Below are 24,264 nucleotides of genomic sequence, written 5' to 3'. Positions count from 1 at the left end.
GGTTGCTTGAATCAGAAGACTGCTTCCTGCGCGATACTCAACTTCATACGAAGCGGGAATGCCTCGGCCTCGCTGACCGATCTTCCTAATCACTCGATATGAGCGCCCCCACAAAGGATGGTGGGGGTCCCCAACCTCGACCACCTCCGGAAATGATTCGTCAGACTCACTATCAGGGACATTCCTCAATCCCCTCGTTTGAAGGGCTGAACTGGAAGCGAGTGGGCGAACGGATTGTCGCGACGCCAGCTGCGGCGAACTGACTCAGACCCGACAACCTGTTTCGCGCGGGGCTTTGGGATGATAGCTTGCGGATGTGCCGCCGTCCCCCATTGATCCCGCCCGTCTTGCAGCGCTGCCCGCCGATGTGCGCGCGCTCTTCCGCGCGCAGGAAGCGATGATTGAAGCCGAGCGTCGTCGCGCAGACGATGAATGCTCGGCGCGCCTTCATGTCGAGAGTGAACTGGCTGCGTCCAAAGAGAGCGTCGAACGCCTCGAACTGCTCGTGAAGGAGTACGAGCGCGCACGTTTCGGTAAACGCTCGGAGAAGTTCAATCCCGATCAGATGCAACTGGTTCTCGAGGACATCGAGATTGCCATCGCCGAAGTCCAGGAACGCCAGGACGATCGTGCGCGCCGCGCCGGCACGGCGCCGTCCAGCCGCCGGACCAGGCGCGCTGCCCGTGCCTTTCCCGCGCACCTGCCGCGCATCGAGCAGGTGATCGAACCCGAGAACCTCGAGTGTCCCTGCGGCTGCGGCCGGATGGTCCAGATCGGCGAGGATCGCTCCCGCCGTCTCGATGTCATGGCCGCCCAGTATCGTGTGATCGAGACGGTGCGACCGCGCTACGCCTGCGCAAAGGGCTGCACCGGTGTTGCTCAGGCGCCGGCGCCCGCCCATCTCGTGGAGGGTGGCATCCCCACCGAGGCGCTGCTGGCGCAGGTGGCGGTCGCCAAGTTCAGCGAGCACATGCCACTCTATCGTCAGTCGCAGGTTCTGGCTCGGCATGGCATCTTCATCGATCGCGCCGTTCTGGCAGACTGGATGGGAACGGTCGCCTTCCACCTCGCGCCGCTGGTCGAGCGCATGAGCGTCGTGATGAAGCAATCGGGCCGCTTGTTCATAGACGAGACCAGGGCGCCTGTGCTCGATCCGGGCCGGGGCCGAACGAAGACCGGCTATCTGTGGGCTGTCCTGCGCGACGATCGCGGCCACGGCGGCGCTGATCCACCAATCGTGGTCTACCACTACGCGCCAGGACGCGGTGGTGACCATGCTGAGCGCATCCTCGAGGGCTTCGACGGCATCCTTCAGGTCGACGGATACCAGGGCTATCATCGGCTCGCACGGCCCAAGCTCAAAGGCGGCGTGCCGCTGCGGCTGGCCGCATGTTGGTCCCACTCAAGGCGCAAGATCATCGCAGCGACTCCGAAAGCCGGCTCACCCATCGCCGAAGCCGTTCTCGCGCGCATCGCCGCACTCTATGCGATCGAGAAGGAGATCCGTGGCGCCGACGCCCCGGCTCGGCAAACGACCCGTAACGAGCGATCACGGCCGCTCGTCGCTGAACTCGAGAGGTTTCTGCGCGAGCAAGCCGCTCGCCTGTCGCCGGGCAGCGAGATGGGCAAGGCGATCGCCTATCTCCTGAACCATTGGGATGGCCTCACCTTGTTTCTCGACGATGGTTGCGTTGAGATGGACACCAATCCCGTCGAAAATCAAATCAGGCCGCTGACTCTGACGCGTAAAAATAGTTTATTTGCTGGTCACGACGAAGGTGGTCGTTCATGGGCGCGCATAGCTTCGCTCATCGCCACCTGCAAAATCAACAGCGTGGAGCCCTACGTCTGGATGAAAGCGACGCTCAAAGCGATCGCAACCGGTCACCCGCAGTCCCGGATCGACGAGCTCCTGCCCTGGTCGTTCGGCCGCACCTCGTAATTCTCCGTCGTTGCCGCCTCCATACCCCCCGCCAACGATTTGCAAACACGTTGATCAACAGACTGCAATCCCCACGCCAAACCTTTGCGAGTGGGACGCGAACGTCGCTTACATCAGAACGGACGCGCAGAGCGTTTCAAACGCGATCGTTACGGCGGTCTGCTTGCGAACCGCCACTATGACCAGGACAACAAGAGCGATGGCTGCGATCGTCGCTGCCCAAGGTGGTTGCGATCCCCTGGTCAGCGTGGTCCGGCTTGATTGTACGAGCAAGCCCACGACGAACGCGTAGAGCGGCGCAAGATTGGTGAAGCCGCCCAGCAAGTGAACATAGGGTCCCCAGAACGCAATTGCGAAGAGAAAGGCGACCAGGAGCCACACCGGGGTCGTGCCATGACGCCTCAGCAGAGCGTGGGATATCAGGATCACCGGAACTGCGACGCACTCCACGGTCAGGGACCACATCACGCCGTTGATGTCGCTCTTGATGAGGAGCGCATTGAGGACGACGTTGAACGGGTCGAACGAGGGCAGAAAGCCGATATAGAAGCCGAAGGTTTGATAGGCTAGCGTCAGCAGGAGCACCGTCGCGACAGCGGCAGGGAGCAGCCTGAACAGGCGGTGACGCACGAAGGTGACCGGATCGGGATCTCGATCCAGCGATCGCGCGAGAAGGAAGCCGCTGAGCACGAAGAAGACGACGACCGGCGCCATTCCGGTCGCGACCATGTCCCAAGACAGCATGCAGGCGTGAAACGCAAGCACCGACAGGGCCGCATAGCCACGCATGGCCTCAAGTCGCGGCAGAAACGCCGAATTCTCACGCAATTCTATTGGGCTGAATCGTTGGCGCGGCAGATCGCTGACGGCAACCGCCCCCCTGCGCGGAACAGCATACGGCATCAGTAAGGCGGCGCCTTGCGCGCCCGCTGCGCCTTGGCCGCCTCGATCCACCACAGCAGGTCGTCGGCAAAGCGCGGGAATGAGCGCTCCAATGCCTTGCCGCCCTCGCCGATCGGCTCGCTCTCGGCCGACAGCGTCTGCGCGATCGGGCCGACGCCGATGGTGCTCGACACCACGACCATGCCCATCTCCGACAGCGTGCCATGCCAGGCGGTCGAGGCGCGTGCGCCGGACAGTCGGCCGGCGGAGTAGCTCACGATCGCGGCCGGGCGCCAGAACCACTCTTCCAGGAAGTGATCGGTGAGGTTCTTCAGGCCGGGCTGGATGCCCCAATTGTATTCGCCGGTGACGAAGACAAAACCGTCGGCGCCGCGGATCTGCCCCGCCAGCTTCTCGAGCGCCTCGGGTGCCGCCCCCTTGGGATATTCCTTGTACATGCGATCGAGCATCGGCAGGCCGATCGCCTTGGCGTCGATGAACTCGACCTGCTCGCCGCGCTGGCGCAGACGATCGATGACGAAATTCGCAAGGCGGACGCCCATGCGGTCGGAACGGTAGGAGCCGTAGAGGACGAGGATGCGATTGCTCATGGCCGGGACGCTAGCACGAAACGGCGGTACGGCCTCAACCGATTTGCCGCGCTACCGTTGTCGTCCGAGCTCCAGCGTTTGCGACGGCGTCTCGCCGAACTGGTCGCGATAGCTTCTGGAGAAGTCGCTGAGATGCCAGAAGCCGAACGCCAGTGCGACGGCCTTGACGCTGTCGGCACCGGCGAGCAGGCGCTGACGCACCAGCCACAACCGGCGCAGGCGCAAATAGCGATGCAGGCTCATGCCGCGATAGCGGCGGACGACGTCGTGCAGGGTGCGGACGGACAGGTTGAGCTTGCGCGCAATCTCCTCGCTGTAGATCGGCTGCGAGAGGTCGTCGGACAGAAGCGCGCGGATCTCCCGGAAGATCCTGAAATTGCGTTCGTCATTGGGACGCAGGGTCCATCGCGCGGCAACGACGCTTTCGAATGCGTCGTCGACGGCGCCAAGCAGGGACTCCTTCATGGCTGCGGCCTTCAGCGGCACGTCCGCGGCTCCGATCGGCTCCGACGCGGCAGCCAGCACCTCCCGGACCAGGCTGCGCAGCCGGTTCAGGCTCGCGGCCGTCGTTTCAAATATCTTGAAGCTGGATGTCGCGTGCGGCCAGCCGCGATCCGTCACCTCCGGCCTGAACACCACCGAGGCAATTTGCCGCTCCACCTCCTCGATGGTGGTGTAGGCGGCGCCGCCGCTGCCGATGACGATGACCGGTCGTGCGCGCTGCGAGCCGTTGAAGCGGATGGGCACGTTGAGCTCGTCCATCGTGAATCCGATGGCGGTGCAATTCTCGACGAGTTGCGCGTCGACGACGCGGGGAAACGCCCGCGTGAAATTCACGTCGCAACCGGGCAGCGACAGGATGGTCTGCTCGGCCGAAATCCTCCGTACGAAGGGCGTGAACTCGAAATTCAGGCCTCGTATGGCATTTCGAAATTCATCGACGTCGGAGAAGCGAAATACCTTGGGCGCAATATCGTTCATGGCAATGTGAAACGTCGCGACGTAACCAACGCGCGTCCGGCGGCGATGCCGGCCCGAGTTTCCCCCTTTCGGTTGTCCCGTTCGACCGAAAGAATCATCCTAGTTCGTCTCGTTCAGTTGGCGAGGGTCCCGTTCAAAGGACAAGTCGCCGCATCGAGTCTCGCCGAATTTCGATAGCGTTTCCAGTGCCGCCAGCGGTGCGCTGATACCCCGTCGATCAAGCTCTAAATTTCAAATTAACGCCTGTCAGGCGGAATGAAGGTCATTGGATAGTCGCGATTTTTTTGAGTCAGGCCCCTGCCATGATGGCAAATTTGCCTGCTGATATTCTGGTTGAGCTGGAACAGGCGGTCGCTACGTGCCCGCCGGACCGCTGTGCACGCATCCTATCCGGCATTGTGCAGTTGCTCACCGGTAGCCGCGATCGACCTCAGGAATTGCTCGCTGGCGTGGTTGACGGCGCTCTGCTGCGATTGACGGAACGCGTCGAGGCCAAGTCGCTCGTCCAACTCAGCACGGCGCTTGCCGAGCTCAAGGTGGCGCCGCCCGAGACATTGCAGCGCCTTGCCTCACACGACGACCCTGACGTGGCCTGTCCAGTCCTCCTCAAATCGCAGGCAGTCTCCGCCACCGATCTCGCGGCGATCGCGGCCTCGTGCGGCGAGCGGCACCAACGCGCGATCGCCGCGCGCAACTCGATCGAGCCTGAAGTGACCGAGGCGCTGATCAAACGCGGCGGCCCGATCTGCCTCGCGCTGATTAAGAACCCGGGAACCCAATTCTCCGAGGCAGCTTACGCCGCGCTGATCGCCAGGGCCGATCCGGACGGCGAGATTGCCAAGGCGCTGGTGCTGCGGCCCGGCACGCCCGACCTGGTCGTCCGGAAGCTGCTCTCCCAGAAGGCGCCGGCCCCGAAGGCGCCGGCAAAGGCCAACGCATCCACCATTCCGCCCGCGCAACACGCCGCGCCGGTTCCGCCCAAGCTGCCCTGCCCGGCCGACTATGCGAGCGCGAGGCCGGAGATCGTCGCCCTCAGCCGCGTCGGCAAGCTCAACGATTCCACCGTCAACCGCTTCACGATCCGCGGCGAGACGGCCAATCTGTTCACGGCGCTCTCGGTGCTCTCCGGCGCCCCGATCGAGATCGTGGAGCATGTCATGACCGATGACGATTGCGAGGGCCTCGTCATGGCCTGCCGGGCCGCACGGCTGAACTGGGCTACTACGCTTGCGATCCTGAGCAACCGCAGCGGCTCACGGCTCTCCTTCGTCGAGCGCGAACGGGCGCAGCAGATTTTCGAAACGCTTCTCTTGTCGACCAGCCAATGGACAGTGCGCTGGGGGGAAATTGCAGCGAGTGCCAACCCAAGCGATGCGGGACATCGCGGCACAAAAATGGGGGTTAGCCGATGAGGTTCGACGGTCGAAAGGCGCTTCGCGTACGGATGGATCACAAGCAGGCCGTCAATCTGATGGGCTCCGACGGCACCTGGCGACGCAGTTGCTTCCTGCTCGACGTGTCGCAAAGTGGCGCCAAGATCGAGGTCGAAGGGACGCTCGACGTGCTCCAGGCCAAGGAATTCTTCATGCTGCTGTCGTCGACGGGGCTTGCCTACCGGCGGTGCGAATTGGTGTGGATCGACGGCACCATGGCCGGCGTGCACTTCATCACCGCAGACGGCAAGAAGAAGCCGGCGAGCGCAAAGGCGGCCGCCGCGCCAAACTCCACGCCGAGCAAATAGGCTCCAGAATTCATCGAGCTCATTCAATGTCATCATAGTCCGGTCCGCCGTGCAGAGTGCCCGAACCATATCCAGCCCCGCCAAAAATGACGGCGGCGTCCGAACGACGGAAGCGGTTCGCCCGTTTGTGCATGTGCTGGCCGATTCGTCCGACAAGCTGGCGGGCGTCTGCTCGGCCCTCGAACGGCAATTTACCGTCGCCGGCGAACGACTCGATGCGGAAGCCAGGCTGTCACAAGTGCCATTCGCGGTCGTGGTTCGCGCGGAGCTGCGTGACGTCGGCACCATCGCGGCCATCAAGAAGCGCGCCGGCAAGCTGGCGAAAGCCACAAAGCGCATCTTCCTCGTCGAGCACTCGTCTCACGTCGGCATCTCGCAGGCCTACGCCCTCGGCGCCACCCTCGTTCTTCCCGGGGCTCTCAACAAGAGCAAGCTGCTGGCAGCGCTGGCTGACCCGGCCGAGCCGGCCTCTGCTGGCTCAAGCGACGCAGCCCAACCGGACAACGCCGTCGAGACCGCGGCGACCGCCATCGCTTCGATGTTCACGGCCGTCACGCTCGGCGAGCCCCTCGACGTCGACGGCACGAAGGAAGCGGGCCGTAGGATCGCCGACCGCATCACCGAGCACGGCCTGTCCGAATGGCTTGCCACCGTGCGGCGTCACCATGAGGGAACCTACCAGCATTGCCTGCTCGTGACCGGCGTGGCGATCGACTTCGGACTGAGCCTCGGCGTCGGGCGAACCGATCTCGAGCGGCTGTATTCCGCAGCCATGTTCCACGACATCGGCAAGGCGCAGATTCCGCTTGCGATCCTCGACAAGCCCGGCCGCCTCGACACCGACGAACGCGCCATGATCGAGAAGCATCCGGCGGCGGGTTACGAGTTTCTGAAGGATCACGAGAAAATCTCGCCCGAGATTCTCGACGCCGTGCGGCATCATCACGAATATCTCGACGGAAGCGGTTATCCCGACGCGCTGTGCGGCGAGAGCATCAACGACATCGTCCGCATTCTGACGATCTCGGACATCTTCGCCGCGCTGATCGAACACCGGCACTACAAGCCGACGATGCCGCGCACCGAGGCCTACAACATTCTTTGCGGGATGACCGGAAAGCTCGAGAAGGCCCTCGTAACCTCGTTCAAGGAGGTTGCGCTCACGCGATGACCGCGCAAGCTGGGCGATCCCGCAGCGAGGACCTCGTCACGAACCGCGCTTAGTGCGTGGCCCGGTATTTGGCGCGGTGCGGAATCGACTGGGAGGCCAGTCCTTCCGCAAGCAGCTTCATGTCCTCGCGTCTGCCACTCCGGATCAGCTTGCCGAGCTCATCGGGTGTGAAGGGCAGATTTGGATCATCATCAATCGGATACCGCTGTCGCGGACCGAAGAACCGTCGAACCAGGCTAGCCAGCCGCCGCATGTCGATTCCCTCGCGCCAGCAACAAACCTTTCACTCCGCGTATTGTTCCTCCCGCGCGATCGAGATTGCAAGAGGCCACCAACGGCTCGGCATCAAAAAAAAATCGACGAGAGAATAATCTCCCCTCCTCCACCTCAGCCGGCTCCGCGTTAGTCGGCTCGCAGCGTCAGCCGGCTGTGCGCATCAGTGACTTCTCGCGCTAGTCGGCAAAGCCGACATAACGCACGAAATCGTCGTTGCCCTCGCGATCGGAGCGCACGGCGTTCGCGGCGAAGCTGTCGTCGGGATACCCCATCGCCACACATGTCATGATGACTTCGTCTTCCGGAATCTTCGCGACCTCGCGCACGATGTCGGAGCGCATGATGCCCTGCCCGTTGATCACCGAACCGAGACCGCGGTCCCAGGCCGCGAGCACGATGCCGTAGCAGAGCGCGCCGAGATCGAAATGGCAGACCGCGCCGGGATCCAGCACGCGGTCATAGGTCAGCACCAGCGAGACCGGCGCGTCGAATTGGCGGAAGCCGCGCAGCACCCAGTCCTGCCGCATCGGCTTGTCGTCGCGCGCGATCCCCATCGCGCCGAACAGCTTCTTGGCGATGTCGACCTGCCGGGTGCGATGAATGCCCTGGTACTCGCCGTGGCTGATGATGTCGCGCTTGACCTTGGCGCCGCCGACCATCTCCTCCATGTTGCGGCGGCGCAGCTCTTCAAGCGGAGGGCCTGTGAGCACATGCACATGCCAGGGCTGGGTGTTCATCGACGACGGCGCGCGCTTGGCGCTCCCGATGATCGCCTCGATCACCGCGCGCGGCACCGGCTGCTGCTTGAAACCGCGCACGCTGCGGCGCGACTGGACCAGCGTTTCGAATTCCAACTCTTGACCTCCCTGACCGTTCATTCCGCGGCATTGCAATTGTAACGCGTAACCGGTTGCCGATGCGGTACGCCAAATCTATGCTACCCCGTAAGCAAGACCAAGAACCCAGCGAGGACCTGCAAATGCCCGCACCGCTCGATCCCGTCATCGCCCAGATCATTCCGCTGCTGCCGCTGCGCGATCCCACCACGATGACGCCACAGAGCGCGCGCGATGCCTTGCGCGCACTGGCTGCCTCGCGTGCGGATGTGCCGCCGCCCCCCGTCGACACGGTGCAGGATATCAAGGTGAAAGGCGGCGCCGGGGCGCTCGATGCACGTGTCTATCGCGTCGGCCCCAATCCTGCGCCAACCGTGGTCTTCTTCCACGGCGGCGGCTGGGTCGCGGGCGATCTCGAAACCCACGACCGGCAAGCGCGCAATCTCGCGATCGAGACCGGCGCGGTCGTCGTCTCCGTCGATTATCGGCGCCCGCCGGAAACGCGCTTTCCCGGCGCCTTCGAGGACGCGTTCGCCGCCGCAAGTGACATCTTCAACCGCGTCGCGGAATTTGGCGGCGACGCAAAGCGTCTCGGCGTTGCCGGCGACAGCGCCGGCGGAAATCTCGCAGCCGCCACGGCAATCGCCTGCCGCGATACCGGCATCAAGCTGGCCGCACAATTGCTGGTCTATCCCGTGACCGACGTCGTCGGGGGCTACGCGGATGCGCGCGAGAACGCGCCCTATCCGTCACGCACCGAGAATGCCGACGGCTATTTTCTGACACGCGCGACGATGGAATGGTTTTGCGGCCACTATCTCGCCGATCCCAAGGATGCCGCCGACTGGCGGGTCTCGCCGCTCCGCGCCGCTTCGCTCAAAGGGCTCGCGCCCGCGATCGTCACCACCGCATGGTTCGATCCGTTGCGCGACGAAGGCGCGGCCTATGCACGGGCGCTGGAGGCCGCCGGCGTCCGCGTCAAGCACCATGAGGGCCCCGGCCTGATCCACGGCTATTTCGGCCTTGGCGATGCTTCCGCGGCCGCGAAGGCCGAGGCGCAACGCGCACGGGCCGATTTCAAGACACTGCTCGCGCGCGGAATCTGAACCGCAGATGAATGGAAAAATCCGCGACATCGGTCGTGGCGCGCATCGATCCTGCTTGATTGCGCCACGATTCGCGGTTCCAATCCGCTTGGTAATTTTGTCCTAGGGAGACACCCATGATGAAGCGGATTTTTCTCGCAGCGATCGTCGCCACCTTTGCAGCGGGCTCGGCCCTCGCGGACGACACCTGCGAGAGCAAGGCGGTCGGCAAGGACGGCAAGGCGCTCGCCGGCGCCGCCAAGACCTCGTTCATGAAGAAGTGCAAGGCCGACGCTTGCACGCCCAAGGCCGTCAGCGCCGACGGCAAGCCACTCGCCGGTGCCGCCAAGAACAGCTTCATGAAGAAGTGCGAGGTCGGCGCCTGATCGCTGCTGGTTCGCCACTGCTGCACGGACACTCTGCAACTCCGTCGTGCCCGGGCCTGTCCCGGGCATCCACATATGTGTGTCCGTGCGGCACAGATCAGATGGCCGGGCCAAGTCGAAAGCACGAACGTCCTCTGGTAACATCGTCGTCAAGCCGTTCGAATTAACCACCAATTCGATCCAATTTTAATAAGACAACAACGCTGCTTGTTAGCGTGAGCCGCACAGATCAACGTGCGGGAATTGCCGTTTTCCGGATATCGGCGGGACCGGGAAAGTGACTTCGTCGAGTGCGATCGTCTTTCATTGGGAGCATCTCGCCATGATCGAACGTCGTGCAATGAAGCGCATACCGATCAACCGGGCCGCGCGGCTATCGTTTGGTGAAATTCACGGGACTCATCCGTGCCTGGTGCGCGATATCAACGCCTTGGGTGCCCGCATTTCCACGCCGTACTACGTATTTGCCGACGAGTTTGTGTTGTCGTTCGACGGTCATTCCGGAATTTTCTACTGCCGCGTCGTATGGAAAAAGGAGACGCTCTGCGGCGTTTTATTCCTCCTGCGTCGTCGCGCGCCAAAGGCAGCGAACGATTCCGGCGCGCCCGCAAATGTGGTGCGACTTGATCGCCGGCTCGTGTGCCGCGGCGGGGTCTTTAGCCCGGAAGTATCGACCTGACTCCTCGCCCGCGCGGGTGCATATTGCAGCGGTAGGGCGTCGCGAGGTGACCGAATGAAACGCCGCAATTTTGTCGCGCTTCTCGGCGCTGCGGTGACCGTCATGCCCCTCGCGGCCCACGCGCAGCAACCCGCGGTGCCGCGGGTTGGCTATGTCTGGGGTGGCGTTCGCGGGACGGACTTGTACTACCAGACCGGCTTCCGTCAGGGACTTGCGGACCTGGGATATGTCGTGGGGCGCAACCTGCTGCTCGAAGAACGCTACGCCGACGGAGAGCCGGAGCGCGTTCCCGCATTGATCGCTGAACTCCTCACGCTCAACGTCGATGTTCTCGTGACTCCAGGCACACCAATTTCGCAGGCTGCGCAACGTGCAACGTCCACGGTGCCGATCGTCTGCATGAGCGGAGATCCGGTCAGAGCCGGTCTTGTGGCAAGCCTTGCCCGACCAGGCGGCAATATCACCGGGCTGTCGCAGCTCTCGGGCGAATACGGTGTCAAGTGGGTGGAACTGCTGAAGGAGGCGGCACCGAAAGTGCACCGAGTCGCAGTGTTGTGGAATCCTGACAATCCGACGACCGCCAACCAAGTCGAACTCATGCAGAAAGCGGCGCCCGGTCTCGGTATCGAGCTGACGGCTCTCTCGATACGGCGCGCGGACATCGACAACAGCTTCGCCGCGCTTGGGGAGAGAGGCTTCGATGGTCTCGTCGTCACCGACGATCCATCGCTGATACCCCTCGTTCCCCGCCTGATCGAGTTCACTGCAGAGCGGCGCTTGCCGGCGATCTATCCATTCCGCGACTCGGCTCAGAGAGGAGGACTGATGTCGTACTCGGCCAACCTTTTCAAACTATGGCAACGCGCTGCAAGCTATGTTGATCGCATTCTGAAAGGGGCCCGTCCGGCGGAGCTTCCCGTCCAGCAGACGACGGATGTGACCCTGAATATCAACCTCAAGACCGCCAAGGCCCTCGGTCTCGACATTCCCATGACGCTGTCCGCCCGAGCCGACGAGGTGATCGAATAGCAACGGAAATGCTGCGCGCGAAAATTGCGCTTGGCAGACTGTCGTCGGGCGCATCAATATGGGGTTGATGAACGCAAGCGGCCGCCTGATCGCCTCGCCTGCGGTTGCTGCCAATACGGGTTCTCCACGCACATCGCGGAAAGTCCGATCGCCGACGCTCGGCACTGATCCCATGACGTATAAGTGCATTCGAAATAGGTGCTGCCACCCCACTCCCATCTCTGAAGGCAGACGGGATGGCCGGGATCGTAAGTTTGGGCTGTAGCCGAGGCGATCGCCAGGATCGCCGCACTGCCCAGAATTAGCCAACGGAGCATCCGCATCGCCGTCTCCTCCAAATGGATCATCCAGCTTTCCGGTTCGACCGCCGCTCATGTGGAGACAGGAGACGCCTTGCGACGCTTCATAGCTCCTGCGTCGTCGCTCGACAAAAGCGGGGAACGATTCCGTCGCGCCCATATCGGCGCCTCAGCGCTCGCCCCGGGCCGGCGGACATAACTCATCCGATAAGTGGCCCAGAGCCTTGCTCGGAAAGACCCTGCAGCCGCCATCCTGCAATATCACTGGTCTTTCCGCATTGCTCGCAATTCAGGTGAGAGCATCCCCTAGCTCGTCCCCGCTGAACGTTCTCGCGGGAGGCTTCACATCCGCAGCGAGGGCAAGCTAGCGCCGCGCGCCCGCATCCAGGGCTTGCGAGCAAGAAACTGGCGAAGTTCGATACGCGGTCGACGATCCTTCTGATCAATTTGGATTATCCAAACGACGGCCCCGGACTTGGGTTGAGTGTGAGGTTCCGGGACCGTCATCGAGGCGCGGACCGCAGCCCACCCGCGCACTGCCAGTAACGTGGATGTCCGCGCGACGAACAATTGTCTTCTGGTACAATCCCACTGCGCGTCATCATGCCCGCTAGCGGGCATTGCGGTGCTCGGAGCCGATAGCCAATCCTGGCCCGTCAGCGAAACATCGATGCCTCTCAACCAGGTCCGCCTGATGGGCCGCAGCGCACTGGATATCTCGCGCCGAACTCTTCGCATTTGCCCTGTACCGAAGACCTTTGATCTGGATCAAGGAGTCGAATTATCGATGCAATCTCAACTTGGGCGATAGGCGACGTTCGGAACCATCGACGCCTGTCACATCAAATTCGCGAATTAGGGGGCAACCAACAGACCTGCAACGTAGTGGAGAGACCGCCATGGCCGTCAATCTCATTTCAGCTGCACAACAGCTCCTGACCCCTGAAGTCATTGCGCAGATTTCCTCCTTTCTTGGGATGGACCGAAGCGCGACGCAGAAGGCCGCAATAGCGGCCATCCCGACCATACTGGCCAGCCTGTCGGATCTGGTCGGAACCCCGGCCGGCGCCAGTCAACTGTCAAAACTGCTGTCACAACAGCAAGGCAGCAATCCCTTGGATATGTTGCGCAACGCCGGCACCCCGGACCTGGCTCAGACGGGTTCGAGCATGTTGTCCGGACTGCTTGGAGGCCGAACCATGGATACCATGGCCCAGGCGATCGGGAGTTTCGCGGGAATGGGCGATGGCGGCGGCAAGTCGTTACTCGCCGTGGTCGGGCCGCTGGTCCTGGGTATGCTCGGCAAGCAGCAGCATGACGCCGGGATGGATGCAAACGGACTGGCATCGCTTCTGCGCTCGCAGAAAGATCAGATCATGGCGGCGATTCCATCGGGCCTCAGTGATCAACTCGGCGCCGCGGGCCTGATCGACAAGGCACGCAGTGGAATGGCCACTGCCGCCGCCACAGGGAGCCGGATCGCCGGCGTTTCCGGCGCTACTGGCGCGAGCCAGGCCGCCATGGCCGCCGGCCGGACGCAATGGCCATATTGGCTCGCCGCGCTCGTTATCGTTGCCGGACTTGCCATATATGCGCTTCAGCGTCCGACCGAGCAGACGGTCGCTCAGAGTACAAACGTTGCGCGGCCCTCAACCGGAACTGTGGGCATGGCGCCCGCGGATCTGACCGTTGACGGCGTGAATCTGGCGAACCAGGTCAATTCGTCCCTTGGTACGCTGCAGGCTCAACTGCCGACCATCACCGATGAAGCTAGCGCGCAGGCGGCCCTGCCGAAGATCAACGACGCCATCTCACAGCTGGATGGCGTTACGGCGCGAGCCGCCAAGCTTTCTCCGGAAGCACGACGCGCGCTTGCCAAGCTGATCGTCGCGGCGGCGCCGGCCATCAATCAGATGTGTGACAAGGTCTCGGCGACACCGGCCGGCACGATCGCAAAGCCCGTGATCGACAATCTTCGTGCCAAGCTCGACCAGTTGGCGAAAGCCTGAAAGCCAGAGACGTCACACGCAATAAACTCGCCACACTTCAGGACGGGACGTGTTTCCCAGCCTCCTGTCCTGCAAGATGAAAGGAGAAGACTCCATGGCCGACAAGACCAGTTTCACCAAGGATGAATGGGCGCTCCTCCTGAGAAGCCCGATGAATGCTGGAATGGCCATTACGGCTGCCGAACCGAGCGGATTGTTTGGCCTTCTAAAGGAATCATTTGCTGGCGGCACCGCGCTCGCCCAGGCGGCCACCGATCCCAATGCCAACCCCTTGGTCAAGGCTGTGGTCGCCGACTTCCAGACGAGCGACGGCCGGGCGGCGGCTCATGATGGGTTGAAGGCAGAGCTCGGCAAGAGCACGCCGGCCGAGATCAAGACCAAGACGATCGCATCGTTGCATGAAGTCACGGCGCTGCTTGCTGCGAAAGCTCCGGGTGATGCCGCGGCTTTCAAGGGCTGGCTGCGTCAGATTAGTCAAAAGACGGCTGAGGCTGCATCAGAAGGCGGCGGGTGGTTCGGTGGGGGTGTTCAGGTCAGCGACGCCGAGAAAGCAACCCTCGGCGAAATCTCCAGCGCGCTTGGCATCTGATCTCGGTGGGCCGCACGGCCCACCTCTACGCGCCCTGCACCATTGGTTGCTGGATGCCAGAGCTGCTGGCTTCCCCAAGGCCAGCGGCTTTTTCTTCGCGGCGATGTGCGGGCAGTTGGGCAAATTCTCGTTGCGCGTCGGCTGGGCGCTGACCGAAATGGCAACTCCGCTGCCTTCCACGGCAACGTTGACATATGTCAAAGCCCACAATTCCTGGAACCGAACTACTCCAACCAGCTGACGCGCTGGGGGGGCCATCATGAAACGATGGAGCGGTCAACCTGCACTGCTCGCTGCTACCGCGATTGCTGCATCATGCATCGCATTCGATGGTGGAATTGAATCTGCGCATGCGAAGTTCGGTCGAATAACGAAGTCGGCGATTGTCCCTGGCGCAACGCCGCTGGAAGTGCATGACCATACCCGCGACGCAAACGGTTCGCCAAACGCCAACGACCTCCCCTCGCTTGCCACGAAATCACCGCGACGACGTCAGCGCGCAGCAGGGCAAGGCCCGAAAGCTCACGGCGACATTCGGCGAGCAACGCATCGGAAGAGCAACCATCAGCATGCATTTCATAACAAGCATCCCAGAAGGGAAACCCCATTGTTCGGGCTTGCGAGTTTCTACTCGGAAGACCAGATGACCGCGAGCGGCGAGAGATTCAACAAGCATGCGCTGCATGCGGCGCATCCGTCCTTGCCGTTCGGAACACGCCTGCGCGTGACCAATGTCTTGAACAAAAAGTCCGTGATCGTGAGAGTCAACGACCGTGGTCCATTTGTTCATGGACGCATCATCGACGTTACATCGGGTGCGGCCCAAGCCCTTGGAATGATCAAGATCGGCGTGGTCAATGTCACCCTTGAAATCGTTCGATAATGGCCGCTCATTTCATATATCGACGGCGGCCGGGCCGTGATCAATACGGCGGGAAAGGACTGATTTGGGCGCACAGGCCTAGTCCCGCTTGAACCGATAGTCGAACGCCCCATCCAGCGGCTTGATCAGCCCGACCGTCGGCGCCGGAAAATGGATCGGCAGGATCAGCGTGTCGGTATCCGCGACGGAGGCGAAGAACTTTCGCCGCGAGACCGCCGACTGCTTGGGATCCCAATCCGGCTTCGCCGACCAGTCCGGCTCGCGGCACTGGATCTGGTGATGCATGAGATCGCCCGCGACCACCGCGCGGCTCCCCTTCGAAAAGATATTCACGCAGCAATGACAGGGTGAGTGCCCCGGCGTCGGCGTTAGCGTGACGGTGTCATCGAGCGCGTGGTCGTCGTCCACCAGCAGCGCCTGCCCGGCCTCGACGATCGGCAGGCAGTTGTCGCGGAAGACGGTGCCGGGCGGGTTGTTGCCTTTGGCATTCTCCGCCTCCCAGGCCGCGTACTCGCCCTTGTGAAAGACGTACTTTGCATTCGGAAACGTCGGCACCCAGCGCCCATCGCGCAAGGTCGTATTCCAGCCGGTGTGATCGATGTGCAGATGGGTGCAGAAGACGTAGTCGATCTGCTCGAAAGAGATGCCGAGCGCGAACAATTCGTTGCGCCAGCGCTCCTTGCCGGGAAAGTCGAACGGCGGCGGATGGCCCTTGTCCTCACCGGTGCAGGTGTCGACGAGGATGGTGTAGCGCGGCGTGCGCACGACAAACGTCTGATAGGTGATCACCATCATGCCGCGCGCGGCATCGAACACCTCCGGCTCCATCGTCGGCAGATGACGGGCGAACACGCCCTCGTCATAGGCCGGGAAGAAATCCTGCGGCCGCCGCCACGGCCCTTCCCGCTCGATCACCGCATCGATGGTGATGTCGCCGATCCGCAGTTGCTTCATGGTTGTTCGCTCCCTTTTTGGGAGGGAACGTAGCGGGCAAGACCAACGCGTTTAAGACGCGCCGGCCGCCGCTCAGGCCTGCTTCAGCAGATGCTGGGCAAACCCGGGCAGCGAGCGGAAGGCCATGTGCAGATTGTCGTTGAAGGAGGCAGTCAGATAGCCGTGGTTCTGCCAGGCACGGACAAGCGCTGCACGGCTGAAGATCGAGACGTGACCGTTGCGCGGGCCAACATACCACCAATTGACGCCGTGCGCCTCGAAATCAGGCGGCTGCAGCAGCGTGGAGAACAGCACGAGTCCGGTCTCCTTTGTGCTCGAGACGATGGCGGCGATGCCGGCCGTCGGATCGGGCATGTGCTCCAGCGTCTCGAAGCAGGTGACGATATCGAATTTCCCCTGCGGCGGCCGCGAGAAATCGGCCACGAAGGGATCGAAGGTCTGCGCGTCCAGGAAGCCGGAGCTGCGCAACGTCGTGCTCAGCAGGCCGCCACCGCCGCCATAATCAAGCACGCGCAACTCGGCCTTGCTGGCTCCAAACAGATCCTGCACCAGTTTTGCGCAGGTGGTCGGCCGGGCCTCCCTGTAGTCGGGATCGACTTCGATGTAATCGTCGTTGTAGATCTCGGTCTTGAAGTTCGCCTCGCTCCAGTCGTCGAATGCATCGGTGAACAGGAACCCGCAGCCTTGGCAGCGGTGGTAATAGACCGGCTTCCCCAACAGCGGCAGCCGCCTGCCGCGCGCTTCGTTGCAATGTTTGGCGAAGTCGACCACGCCGAACAGTGCGGCCTCTGCGCTGCAGATCTTGCACGGCAGAGGCGCCGTGGAAATCTCTTTCAGTTTGGTGATCATGCCCCGTTCCGCGACCTTCGTTCTCGAGCGGACCATCGCCCGTGACGGTTGCGCGGGGCTTGCGCATGGCTGTGCGGCCGGGACCTTGATTTCGGTGTGACGTGACCACGGCCACGCCGCGTTATCTCAACGACGCACACACGTCGCCGAGGCGTCACACGCGCGTCGTGGGCCACGCCCGATAATCCCCGCGTCATTCCAGGTCAAACCCGCGCAGGTTGCGCAGCAAGAAACAAGGGGCACCACGTGGACATGAAAGCGTTCCTCTCCCTGATCTCGTCGATATCGCTCGCCGCATCGCTGGCCGGCACCGCAATTCCCGCGCACGCCGATCAGGACGACAACGGCCGCGACCGCGGCTTCGACAATTCCAGGGATCGGGACCATCATCACGGACACCGCTCACCGCCGGTAGTCGTCATCTCGCTCGACGGTGCAAAGCCCGATTTCATCCAGCAATTTATCGACGAAGGCGTACTGCCGCGCGACGGCGCTCTGGCGCGGCTGAGCCGCCATGGCGCGGTGGCGCAGCAAAACATCACGGCGTCGCCGTCACTTACCGCCGTCTCGCATATCGAGATCGCCACCGGCTCGACCGCCGTCCACAACGACATTCCCTCGAACACCTACCAGGCGATCGTCGGGCCGGTTACGTCGAGCCTCAGCGGTTTCGCCGCGCCGATCGGCGGCTATCGCGAGAGCCCGCTCGGGCCCTCGCCGCGTCCGACGGCATTGCCGCTGTGGGTGCAACTGCGCCAGCAGGGCAGGAAAGTCGTCACTGCGACGTGGCCGGGCGGCGACGGCGCCGACATCTCGATCAACGGCACGGTGGTGCAACCGGCCCAGCCGATCCGCATCACCGACTACACCGTGCCGTTCGGCGCATTCGGCGGTATCGGCGCCCAGGGCTTTTCGCTCACATCGGCGGACTTCGCCGCCGATCCGGCCGTGGCCACGGCCCTCCAGGCGGCTGGCCGCTTCTCGTTCAGCCCGGTGCTGGCAACCTCCGCGCCGATCGAGACGTTCTCATGCGCATCCGCTCCGACCGCAACCTGCACCAACGCGGCTACCCAGGACATTAAATACGCGATCCGGGTAGCGGCGCTCGACACCACCAATGACAGCAGGGTGAACTACGACACGCTTGTGTTCTTCGACGCCACGCGCGGCATTACGGCTGGACCGTTCAAGCCCCCGGCGACCGGACCGGCCTATGCGAAGTTCGGTGGCGAGAACGCGCCGTTCTTCTTCGACGGCAGCGGCGCCAAGGTCGGTGCGGCCTACTTCGTCTCGCAGCTCGCGCCCGATCTCTCGGTGGTGCGCTTCGCCCGTTACGGCGCCAACTTCATTCCGCGCAACGCACCGGTCCTGACCGACGTCGACGACATCAACAACACTATCGGCTTCTGGCGTCCGCAGGCCGACTTCCGCATTCCGGAACGGCTGAGCCCGGGCTTCACCAATTTCCCGGACATCGAGATCGAGGCGATGTTCGAGGACATGGTCAAGACCTTCGTGCGCTATCAGGCCGATATCGGCGAGCGCGCCATCCTGAACAATCCCGACGCCGATCTCGTGATGGTCTATATCGAGCAGCCCGACGGCTCCGAGCATCAGTTCCTGCTCACCGACCCGCGCCAGGGCACCAACCCGAAGGACCCGAACTCGATCGGGGCCAACCAGGACGCAGCCAAGGTCGCCCGCTACAAGTCCTACATTCGCTTCGCCTATCAGACCGCGGACAAGGCGGTGAAGCGGATCGCCGATGCCGCAGGGCCGGACAGCAACGTCATCGTCGTGTCGGACCACGGCTTTGCGCCGTTCCACACCTCGGTCAGCATGGCCAATATCCTGAAGAACGCCGGCATCGACACCACCAAGGTGGCGATCCGCACCTCCGGTCCGGCGGCCAACATCTACGTCAACCTGCAACAGCGCGAACAGGGCGGCACTGTCGATCCTGCCACCTACAAGGCGCTGGTGACGCAGATCACCGAGGCCGTGAGGAATGCCGTCGATCCCAACCCCAAATTCAACGGTTCGCTCGAGGACGGGCGGCTGTTCACGGTGGTCGAGACCCGCCCGCTACAATGCGAGGCCGGGCTCGGACAGTGCACCAGCAAGACCATCGGTCAGGACTTTGGCGACGTATTCGCGCTGATGGCCCCGGGGTACAATTTCGACGGCATCCAGAGCCCCGGCGTCGCCCGGCTCGGCGATGCTCCGTTCAATGCGGCGACGACCACGCTGTCGATGCCAAACTTCTACGGTGCACACGGCCACGATCCCAAGCTGCCGGTGATGAGCGCGACCTTCATCGCCGCCGGCCCGCAGATCCGCAACAACACCACGATCCGACGCATGCACAATCTCGACGTCGCGCCGACCATCATGCAGATCCTGAGAGCTGGCCCCGCAAATTCGGACAGTAGCTTGAGTGGATTTTCTGCCTGACAGCGGCGAGGATTCTTGCTGCGAATCAGGAGCGAAGATGACGAAGAAGAGCCGCCGGACGCATTCTCCGGCATTCAAGGCGAAGGTTGCTTTGGCTGCGGTCAAAGGCGACAAGACACTGGCGGAGCTGGCGCAACTGTTTGATGTTCATCCGAACCAGATCACGATCTGGAAAAACCAGCTCCTGGAAGGCGCCGCCGGCGTGTTTGGGCATGACAAGACATCGGCCGAGACGCCGGTCGATTTGAAGGCGTTACATGCCAAGATCGGCGAGCTGGCGTTGGAAAACGATTTTTTGTCCGGCGCGCTCACCAAGGCGGGCCTGCTGAGCGCAAAGCGATGATCGACCGCGATCATGATCTTTCTATCGTGCGCCAGGCGAAGGTCCTGAAGCTGGCTCGCAGCACGGTCTACTATGAACCTCGGCCAGTTTCGGCCGAGGACCTTGCCTTGATGCGTCGGCTCGATGAGCTGCATCTCGATTATCCCTTCGCGGGAGCGCGTATGCTGCGATCGTTGCTGCGGCGGGAGGGCGTATACGCCGGTCGCCGCCACATCGCGACGCTGATGAAGCGCATGGGGATCGAGGCGGTCTATCGTCGCCCGAACACGAGCAAGCCGGCTCCGGGTCACAAGATCTACCCGTACCTGTTGCGCGGATTGAAGATCGAGCGGCCCGACCATGCGTGGGCAATGGACATCACCTACATTCCGATGCGGCGTGGCTTCGTCTATCTCGCGGCGGTCGTCGATGTGTTCAGCCGACGGGTCCTGGCCCATCGCGTCTCGATCACAATGGAGGCGGCCTTCTGCGTCGAAGCGGTCCAGGAGGCGTTGGCGAAGCACGGCAGGCCCGAGATTTTCAACACGGATCAGGGCAGCCAGTTCACCAGCCTCGAGTTCACCGATGTGCTGCTGGACGCGAAGATCGCCATCAGCATGGACGGCAAGGGCGCCTGGCGCGACAACGTGTTTGTCGAGCGGCTCTGGCGCACGGTCAAATACGAAGAAGTATATCTCCGCGCCTACGACAGCGTGTCCGAGGCGCGAGCGTCAATTGCCAAGTATCTGGCCTTCTACAATCAGGGACGCCCTCACTCGAGCCTTGACGGGCGCACGCCCGACGAGGCTTACTTCGGCACGCAAGCTATGGTGATGGCCGCATGACCGTCGCCGACGGTTTTGTCGTCGCTCTGGTCGGGCTACGCCCTCCCGACGCAACGACAAAACCGTAAAGCCCCGCGTTCAGCATAACCCGGCAGGAATCCACTTAAATCCAGCGGGGCGCTGTCCAAACAACCGGGGCCAGCTCTCTGGGCGTCAGACCGCACCAGGTCGATGGCGAGGTGCTGCGCGACATTTTGCGATAGCGATTGAGGGCCACAACGGATGGGTGCTGTACCGCCGCCCATCCCGCTAGTTCATTGCGAGTCTCTCGATTTGGTTGCAGCCCGGATGGAGCGAAGCGCAATCCGGGGCCGGAGCAACTGCATCACGCGACCGCTCGCGTGGAACGAATCCCGGATGGCCCTTCGCTCCATCCGGGCTACGGCTTCCAATTAAGACCGCAACCCCGGCGCTTCCTGCCCGGTGCGCGCGACATATTCCGTGTAGCCGCCACCGAACTGGTGGATGCCTTCCGGCGTCAGTTCCAGCACGCGGTTCGACAGCGTCGCCAGGAAGTGGCGGTCATGCGAGACGAACAGCATGGTGCCCTCGAAATCCGCCAGCGCCGTGATCAGCATCTCCTTGGTGGCGAGGTCGAGATGGTTGGTCGGCTCGTCCAGCACCAAAAAGTTCGGCGGATCGAACAGCATCTTGGCCATCACGAGGCGCGCCTTCTCGCCGCCCGACAGCACGCGGCAGCGCTTCTCGACGTCGTCGCCGGAGAAGCCGAAGCAGCCGGCGAGCGCGCGCAACGACCCCTGCCCCGCGGTCGGAAACTGATCCTCCAGCGACTGAAACACGGTGCGCTCACCGTCGAGCAGATCCATCGCGTGCTGGGCGAAATAGCCCATCTTGACGCTGCCGCCGACTGCCACCGTGCCCTCGTCCGGCTCGCTCGCACCGGCGATGAGCTTGAGCAGCGTCGACTTGCCGGCGCCGTTGACGCCCATCACGCACCAGCGCTCCCTGCGGCGGATCATGAAATCGAGGCCGTCATAGATGCGCTTGCTGCCGTAACCCTTGTGGACGTTCTTGAGCGCCACGACGTCCTCGCCCGAGCGCGGCGCCGGCGGGAAATCGAACGCCACGGTCTGGCGGCGGCGCGGCGGCTCCACCCGCTCGATCTTGTCGAGCTTCTTCACCCGGCTCTGCACCTGGGCCGCATGAGATGCGCGCGCCTTGAAGCGCTCGATGAACTTGATCTCCTTGGCGAGCATGGCCTGCTGGCGCTCGAACTGCGCCTGCTGCTGCTTCTCGTTCTGCGCCCGCTGCTGCTCATAGAACTCGTAATCGCCGGTATAGGTCGTGAGCGATCCGGAATCGATCTCGATCACCTTGGAGATCACGCGGTTGATGAACTCGCGATCATGCGAGGTCATCAGCAGCGTGCCGTCGAAATCGTGCAGGAATTTTTCTAGCCAGATCAGGCTTTCGAGATCGAGATGGTTGCTCGGCTCGTCGAGCAGCATGACGTCGGGGCGCATCAAGAGAATACGCGCCAGCGCCACGCGCATCTTCCAGCCGCCGGAAAGCTTGCCGACGTCGCCGTCCATCATCTCCTGGCTGAAGCCGAGGCCGGACAGCGCCTCGCGCGCGCGGCCGTCGAGCGCGTAGCCGTCGAGCTCCTCGAACGCGTGCTGCACCTCGCCATACCGCGCGATGATCTCGTCCATCTGGTCGGCCTTGTCGGGGTCGGCCATAGCGGCCTCGAGCTCGCGCAATTCGGCTGCGACCTCGCTCACGGGACCTGCACCATCCATCACCTCGGCCACGGCGCTGCGGCCGCTCATCTCGCCGACGTCCTGGTTGAAATAGCCGATGGTAATGCCGCGATCGGTCGAAACCTGCCCTTCATCGGGCAGTTCCTCACCGGCGATCATCCGGAACAGCGTGGTCTTTCCCGCGCCGTTCGGGCCGACGAGGCCGATCTTCTCGCCCTTGTTGAGGGCGGCGGAGGCTTCGATGAACAGGATCTGGTGGCCGGCTTGCTTGCTGACGTTGTCGAGGCGGATCATGGGGTCTTTTTGGGGGAATGTTGCGTTGCAGCGTCATAGGCCATACGGGCCGCCAGGGGAAGCCCGGCCGGGCCCGGATTCCACCCCGCCAGACGCCCGCTTCCTGTAATTCATCCCGACGCGACGCTTCGCGCCCGCTGCCTGCCGTCTCGCTGTCCGCTTCCAGCCGAAGCGCGCTGTCCGAGCGGCAAGGCGTGACGTCCGCCAATGTCCCATATAGCGGACTTGCCGCTACCGCCCGTCAGGCGTCGGCTTGTGACCCATAGCGGTCATGGGACCTTCTTTTGCCCGCCTGCATCCGGGAGCCTTTATCGCAATGATGCTGTTCCCAGCATAGGCGATGCTGTCAACGTGCACGCCGTCGCCAATTGCTCGGGGTGTCCCCGGTCAGCTTCCTGAAGGCGGCGGCGAACGCGGTCTGGGAAGAATAGCCGAGCGCGACCGCGATCGAGAGGACCGACGCGTCGGTGCCGCGCAGCATGTTTTTGGCCTCCTCGAGCCGTTGCTGGCGCCGCCAGGCATGTGGGGAAAGCCCGGTGCTTTCCTTGAAGGCGCGGCAGAAGTGGAATCGCGAAAGACCGGCATCAGAAGCGAGCGCCGCGAGCGATACGTCAGCGTCGATGTCCGAGTGCAGGCGCTCGATGGCGCGGCGCAATACGACCGGTGAGAGGCCGCCCCGCGTCGGCTGGAACGTGGACGGCGCGCCGACATGCGCCGCCAGCAGGCGCGTGGCCAAGAGGTCCATCAGCTGATGCCTGAACAGTGTATCCACGACGACATTGCCGACCACGGCGTCGATCGCGGTCAGGAGCAATCGGGATGTAATGGGGTCGGGATGCGCCGTTCGCTCCAGCAGATCGGTCGAGGTGACGTTGTCGACCTCGCCTGCAACCCGCTCGAGCGTGGCGTGCGGAAGATAGAGTTGGATGACATCGACAGGTTTCGGAATATCCCACCGGGAGCTCGATCCTTCGGGGATGATGACCACGACTCCGGGACGAAACGTACCGATCGCAACCGCGCTTCCCATCCGCCGCTCCATGCGCTGCACCGTGCCGTTGTAAGCCATGATGACGTGATGGCTCATGGGCGCGACGACGTCGTGCAGCGGGTCATGCTTCCAGTGGGCGATTCCGGCGCCGGAGGAATCCAAAGCCATGTGAAATGGCGTGGTCCCGAGCACCCGCGCCATTTCTGCACCGGCGGGAGGGCGCTCGGCATGAGCCGGAGTGACCTGGCACGTCTCAGGCGCAACTGACGCGTCCTCCAGGGAAGCGCGCAAGATATGCTTGTTCATGAACGTATCCTCGCACTCGGGAGGCGATGCAGGTGGTAAGCCGTGCCTCGGCTCGGCCAGGTTTGTTGCGTTGATTGCGAACGTCAGTGCGCGTCGAGTGCAGGCGGGCCAACCATTTCTCGAACCCTC

Annotated in this window: 23 protein-coding genes; 13 read left to right on the top strand and 10 right to left on the bottom strand. The window is 63.0% G+C overall.

Annotation, left to right across the window (positions count from 1 at the left end):
• Positions 1–397 precede the first annotated feature (397 nt).
• A complete protein-coding gene (gene tnpC / locus J4G43_RS23815) occupies positions 398–1,942 on the top strand; it encodes an IS66 family transposase (RefSeq protein WP_225005754.1) in 1,545 nt (514 codons plus the stop codon).
• Positions 1,943–2,050: 108 nt separating this feature from the next.
• Here tnpC and J4G43_RS23810 read toward each other — a convergent pair whose 3' ends face one another.
• The 3 genes from J4G43_RS23810 to J4G43_RS23800 all read right to left on the bottom strand — a co-directional run bounded on the left by J4G43_RS23810 (position 2,051) and on the right by J4G43_RS23800 (position 4,416).
• A complete protein-coding gene (locus J4G43_RS23810; RefSeq protein ID WP_208086510.1) occupies positions 2,051–2,731 on the bottom strand; it encodes an acyltransferase family protein in 681 nt (226 codons plus the stop codon).
• Between the two features lie 113 nt (positions 2,732–2,844).
• Positions 2,845–3,435, bottom strand: coding sequence for an NADPH-dependent FMN reductase (locus J4G43_RS23805; protein ID WP_208086509.1), 591 nt, complete (start codon positions 3,433–3,435; stop codon positions 2,845–2,847).
• 51 nt (positions 3,436–3,486) lie between these two features.
• Positions 3,487–4,416, bottom strand: a complete 930-nt coding sequence (locus J4G43_RS23800) for an AraC family transcriptional regulator (RefSeq protein WP_208086508.1) — start codon at positions 4,414–4,416, stop codon at positions 3,487–3,489.
• 302 nt (positions 4,417–4,718) lie between these two features.
• Between J4G43_RS23800 and J4G43_RS23795 the strand changes: the two genes are divergently transcribed.
• Genes J4G43_RS23795 through J4G43_RS23785 form a run of 3 tightly spaced genes read left to right on the top strand, consistent with a single transcriptional unit; the run spans position 4,719 to position 7,328 of the window.
• The gene (locus J4G43_RS23795; protein ID WP_208086507.1) at positions 4,719–5,828 is read left to right on the top strand and encodes a DUF2336 domain-containing protein; all 1,110 of its coding nucleotides are present in this window, start codon (positions 4,719–4,721) and stop codon (positions 5,826–5,828) included.
• Positions 5,825–6,157 carry a PilZ domain-containing protein gene (locus J4G43_RS23790; RefSeq protein ID WP_028152715.1) on the top strand — a complete coding sequence of 111 codons (333 nt, stop codon included), beginning with the start codon at positions 5,825–5,827 and terminating at the stop codon, positions 6,155–6,157. The genes J4G43_RS23795 and J4G43_RS23790 overlap by 4 nt, the downstream gene beginning before the upstream one ends.
• A 49-nt stretch (positions 6,158–6,206) precedes the next feature.
• Entirely contained in the window at positions 6,207–7,328 is a 1,122-nt protein-coding gene (locus tag J4G43_RS23785) for an HD-GYP domain-containing protein (RefSeq protein ID WP_208086506.1), read from the top strand.
• Between the two features lie 49 nt (positions 7,329–7,377).
• On the opposite strand, the gene J4G43_RS23780 is transcribed toward J4G43_RS23785, so the two are convergent.
• Positions 7,378–7,581, bottom strand: a complete 204-nt coding sequence (locus tag J4G43_RS23780; RefSeq protein WP_208086505.1) for a hypothetical protein — start codon at positions 7,579–7,581, stop codon at positions 7,378–7,380.
• Between the two features lie 199 nt (positions 7,582–7,780).
• Positions 7,781–8,458, bottom strand: a complete 678-nt coding sequence (locus J4G43_RS23775; protein WP_208086504.1) for a nitroreductase — start codon at positions 8,456–8,458, stop codon at positions 7,781–7,783.
• Positions 8,459–8,583: 125 nt separating this feature from the next.
• On the opposite strand from J4G43_RS23775, the gene J4G43_RS23770 reads away from it, so the two are divergent.
• The 4 genes from J4G43_RS23770 (at position 8,584) to J4G43_RS23755 (ending at position 11,619) form a co-directional block, all read left to right on the top strand.
• Positions 8,584–9,546, top strand: a complete 963-nt coding sequence (locus J4G43_RS23770) for an alpha/beta hydrolase (RefSeq protein ID WP_208086503.1) — start codon at positions 8,584–8,586, stop codon at positions 9,544–9,546.
• 116 nt (positions 9,547–9,662) lie between these two features.
• The gene (locus tag J4G43_RS23765) at positions 9,663–9,911 is read left to right on the top strand and encodes a hypothetical protein (RefSeq protein WP_135216116.1); all 249 of its coding nucleotides are present in this window, start codon (positions 9,663–9,665) and stop codon (positions 9,909–9,911) included.
• 322 nt (positions 9,912–10,233) lie between these two features.
• Positions 10,234–10,590 carry a PilZ domain-containing protein gene (locus J4G43_RS23760; protein ID WP_208086502.1) on the top strand — a complete coding sequence of 119 codons (357 nt, stop codon included), beginning with the start codon at positions 10,234–10,236 and terminating at the stop codon, positions 10,588–10,590.
• A gap of 54 nt (positions 10,591–10,644) precedes the next feature.
• Positions 10,645–11,619 carry an ABC transporter substrate-binding protein gene (locus J4G43_RS23755; RefSeq protein ID WP_208086501.1) on the top strand — a complete coding sequence of 325 codons (975 nt, stop codon included), beginning with the start codon at positions 10,645–10,647 and terminating at the stop codon, positions 11,617–11,619.
• Between the two features lie 53 nt (positions 11,620–11,672).
• Here J4G43_RS23755 and J4G43_RS23750 read toward each other — a convergent pair whose 3' ends face one another.
• Positions 11,673–11,936: a DUF3551 domain-containing protein gene (locus J4G43_RS23750; protein ID WP_321576349.1), complete on the bottom strand. Its 264-nt coding sequence runs from the start codon at positions 11,934–11,936 to the stop codon at positions 11,673–11,675.
• Positions 11,937–12,817: 881 nt separating this feature from the next.
• Between J4G43_RS23750 and J4G43_RS23745 the strand changes: the two genes are divergently transcribed.
• The 3 genes from J4G43_RS23745 (at position 12,818) to J4G43_RS23735 (ending at position 15,399) form a co-directional block, all read left to right on the top strand.
• Positions 12,818–13,927: a DUF937 domain-containing protein gene (locus J4G43_RS23745; RefSeq protein ID WP_208086499.1), complete on the top strand. Its 1,110-nt coding sequence runs from the start codon at positions 12,818–12,820 to the stop codon at positions 13,925–13,927.
• A 94-nt stretch (positions 13,928–14,021) separates the two neighbouring features.
• Complete coding sequence (locus tag J4G43_RS23740) at positions 14,022–14,516, top strand: alpha/beta hydrolase family protein (protein WP_208086498.1); 495 nt, start codon at positions 14,022–14,024, stop codon at positions 14,514–14,516.
• Between the two features lie 259 nt (positions 14,517–14,775).
• Complete coding sequence (locus J4G43_RS23735; RefSeq protein ID WP_321576342.1) at positions 14,776–15,399, top strand: septal ring lytic transglycosylase RlpA family protein; 624 nt, start codon at positions 14,776–14,778, stop codon at positions 15,397–15,399.
• A 78-nt stretch (positions 15,400–15,477) separates the two neighbouring features.
• Here the strand turns inward: J4G43_RS23735 and J4G43_RS23730 are convergent, their stop codons facing one another.
• Entirely contained in the window at positions 15,478–16,353 is an 876-nt protein-coding gene (locus tag J4G43_RS23730; RefSeq protein ID WP_208086497.1) for an MBL fold metallo-hydrolase, read from the bottom strand.
• A 72-nt stretch (positions 16,354–16,425) separates the two neighbouring features.
• Positions 16,426–17,202, bottom strand: coding sequence for a class I SAM-dependent methyltransferase (locus tag J4G43_RS23725; RefSeq protein ID WP_225005050.1), 777 nt, complete (start codon positions 17,200–17,202; stop codon positions 16,426–16,428).
• A 252-nt stretch (positions 17,203–17,454) separates the two neighbouring features.
• Between J4G43_RS23725 and J4G43_RS23720 the strand changes: the two genes are divergently transcribed.
• Together J4G43_RS23720 and J4G43_RS23715 are read left to right on the top strand one after the other, a co-directional pair.
• A complete protein-coding gene (locus tag J4G43_RS23720; protein WP_208089397.1) occupies positions 17,455–19,656 on the top strand; it encodes an alkaline phosphatase family protein in 2,202 nt (733 codons plus the stop codon).
• Between the two features lie 37 nt (positions 19,657–19,693).
• A protein-coding gene (locus J4G43_RS23715) for an IS3-like element ISRj2 family transposase (protein WP_129557670.1) occupies positions 19,694–20,823 on the top strand; the annotation gives its coding sequence in 2 pieces (ribosomal slippage) (positions 19,694–19,946 and positions 19,946–20,823; 1,131 coding nt in all).
• A gap of 392 nt (positions 20,824–21,215) precedes the next feature.
• Here the strand turns inward: J4G43_RS23715 and J4G43_RS23710 are convergent.
• On the bottom strand, positions 21,216–22,838 hold the full coding sequence (locus J4G43_RS23710) for an ABC-F family ATP-binding cassette domain-containing protein (protein WP_208086495.1): 1,623 nt from the start codon (positions 22,836–22,838) through the stop codon (positions 21,216–21,218).
• Positions 22,839–23,184: 346 nt separating this feature from the next.
• Complete coding sequence (locus tag J4G43_RS23705; protein WP_208086494.1) at positions 23,185–24,135, bottom strand: helix-turn-helix domain-containing protein; 951 nt, start codon at positions 24,133–24,135, stop codon at positions 23,185–23,187.
• Between the last annotated feature and the right edge of the window lie 129 nt (positions 24,136–24,264).

The sequence above is a fragment of the Bradyrhizobium barranii subsp. barranii genome, from assembly GCF_017565645.3.
GTDB classification, from domain to species: domain Bacteria; phylum Pseudomonadota; class Alphaproteobacteria; order Rhizobiales; family Xanthobacteraceae; genus Bradyrhizobium; species Bradyrhizobium barranii.
Note: the sequence above shows the minus strand (reverse complement) of the source record. Positions and strands in the feature narration are given on the sequence as shown.

Bases quoted from the DNA above. Each gene is read 5' to 3' on its own strand.
- tnpC (WP_225005754.1), top strand. From the start codon at position 398: ATGATTGAAGCCGAGCGTCGTCGCGCAGACGATGAATGCTCGGCGCGC.
- J4G43_RS23810 (WP_208086510.1), bottom strand. From the start codon at position 2,731: ATGCGTGGCTATGCGGCCCTGTCGGTGCTTGCGTTTCACGCCTGCATG.
- J4G43_RS23805 (WP_208086509.1), bottom strand. From the start codon at position 3,435: ATGAGCAATCGCATCCTCGTCCTCTACGGCTCCTACCGTTCCGACCGC.
- J4G43_RS23800 (WP_208086508.1), bottom strand. From the start codon at position 4,416: ATGAACGATATTGCGCCCAAGGTATTTCGCTTCTCCGACGTCGATGAA.
- J4G43_RS23795 (WP_208086507.1), top strand. From the start codon at position 4,719: ATGATGGCAAATTTGCCTGCTGATATTCTGGTTGAGCTGGAACAGGCG.
- J4G43_RS23790 (WP_028152715.1), top strand. From the start codon at position 5,825: ATGAGGTTCGACGGTCGAAAGGCGCTTCGCGTACGGATGGATCACAAG.
- J4G43_RS23780 (WP_208086505.1), bottom strand. From the start codon at position 7,581: ATGCGGCGGCTGGCTAGCCTGGTTCGACGGTTCTTCGGTCCGCGACAG.
- J4G43_RS23770 (WP_208086503.1), top strand. From the start codon at position 8,584: ATGCCCGCACCGCTCGATCCCGTCATCGCCCAGATCATTCCGCTGCTG.
- J4G43_RS23765 (WP_135216116.1), top strand. From the start codon at position 9,663: ATGATGAAGCGGATTTTTCTCGCAGCGATCGTCGCCACCTTTGCAGCG.
- J4G43_RS23760 (WP_208086502.1), top strand. From the start codon at position 10,234: ATGATCGAACGTCGTGCAATGAAGCGCATACCGATCAACCGGGCCGCG.
- J4G43_RS23755 (WP_208086501.1), top strand. From the start codon at position 10,645: ATGAAACGCCGCAATTTTGTCGCGCTTCTCGGCGCTGCGGTGACCGTC.
- J4G43_RS23750 (WP_321576349.1), bottom strand. From the start codon at position 11,936: ATGCTCCGTTGGCTAATTCTGGGCAGTGCGGCGATCCTGGCGATCGCC.
- J4G43_RS23745 (WP_208086499.1), top strand. From the start codon at position 12,818: ATGGCCGTCAATCTCATTTCAGCTGCACAACAGCTCCTGACCCCTGAA.
- J4G43_RS23740 (WP_208086498.1), top strand. From the start codon at position 14,022: ATGGCCGACAAGACCAGTTTCACCAAGGATGAATGGGCGCTCCTCCTG.
- J4G43_RS23735 (WP_321576342.1), top strand. From the start codon at position 14,776: ATGAAACGATGGAGCGGTCAACCTGCACTGCTCGCTGCTACCGCGATT.
- J4G43_RS23730 (WP_208086497.1), bottom strand. From the start codon at position 16,353: ATGAAGCAACTGCGGATCGGCGACATCACCATCGATGCGGTGATCGAG.
- J4G43_RS23725 (WP_225005050.1), bottom strand. From the start codon at position 17,202: ATGATCACCAAACTGAAAGAGATTTCCACGGCGCCTCTGCCGTGCAAG.
- J4G43_RS23720 (WP_208089397.1), top strand. From the start codon at position 17,455: ATGAAAGCGTTCCTCTCCCTGATCTCGTCGATATCGCTCGCCGCATCG.
- J4G43_RS23710 (WP_208086495.1), bottom strand. From the start codon at position 22,838: ATGATCCGCCTCGACAACGTCAGCAAGCAAGCCGGCCACCAGATCCTG.
- J4G43_RS23705 (WP_208086494.1), bottom strand. From the start codon at position 24,135: ATGAACAAGCATATCTTGCGCGCTTCCCTGGAGGACGCGTCAGTTGCG.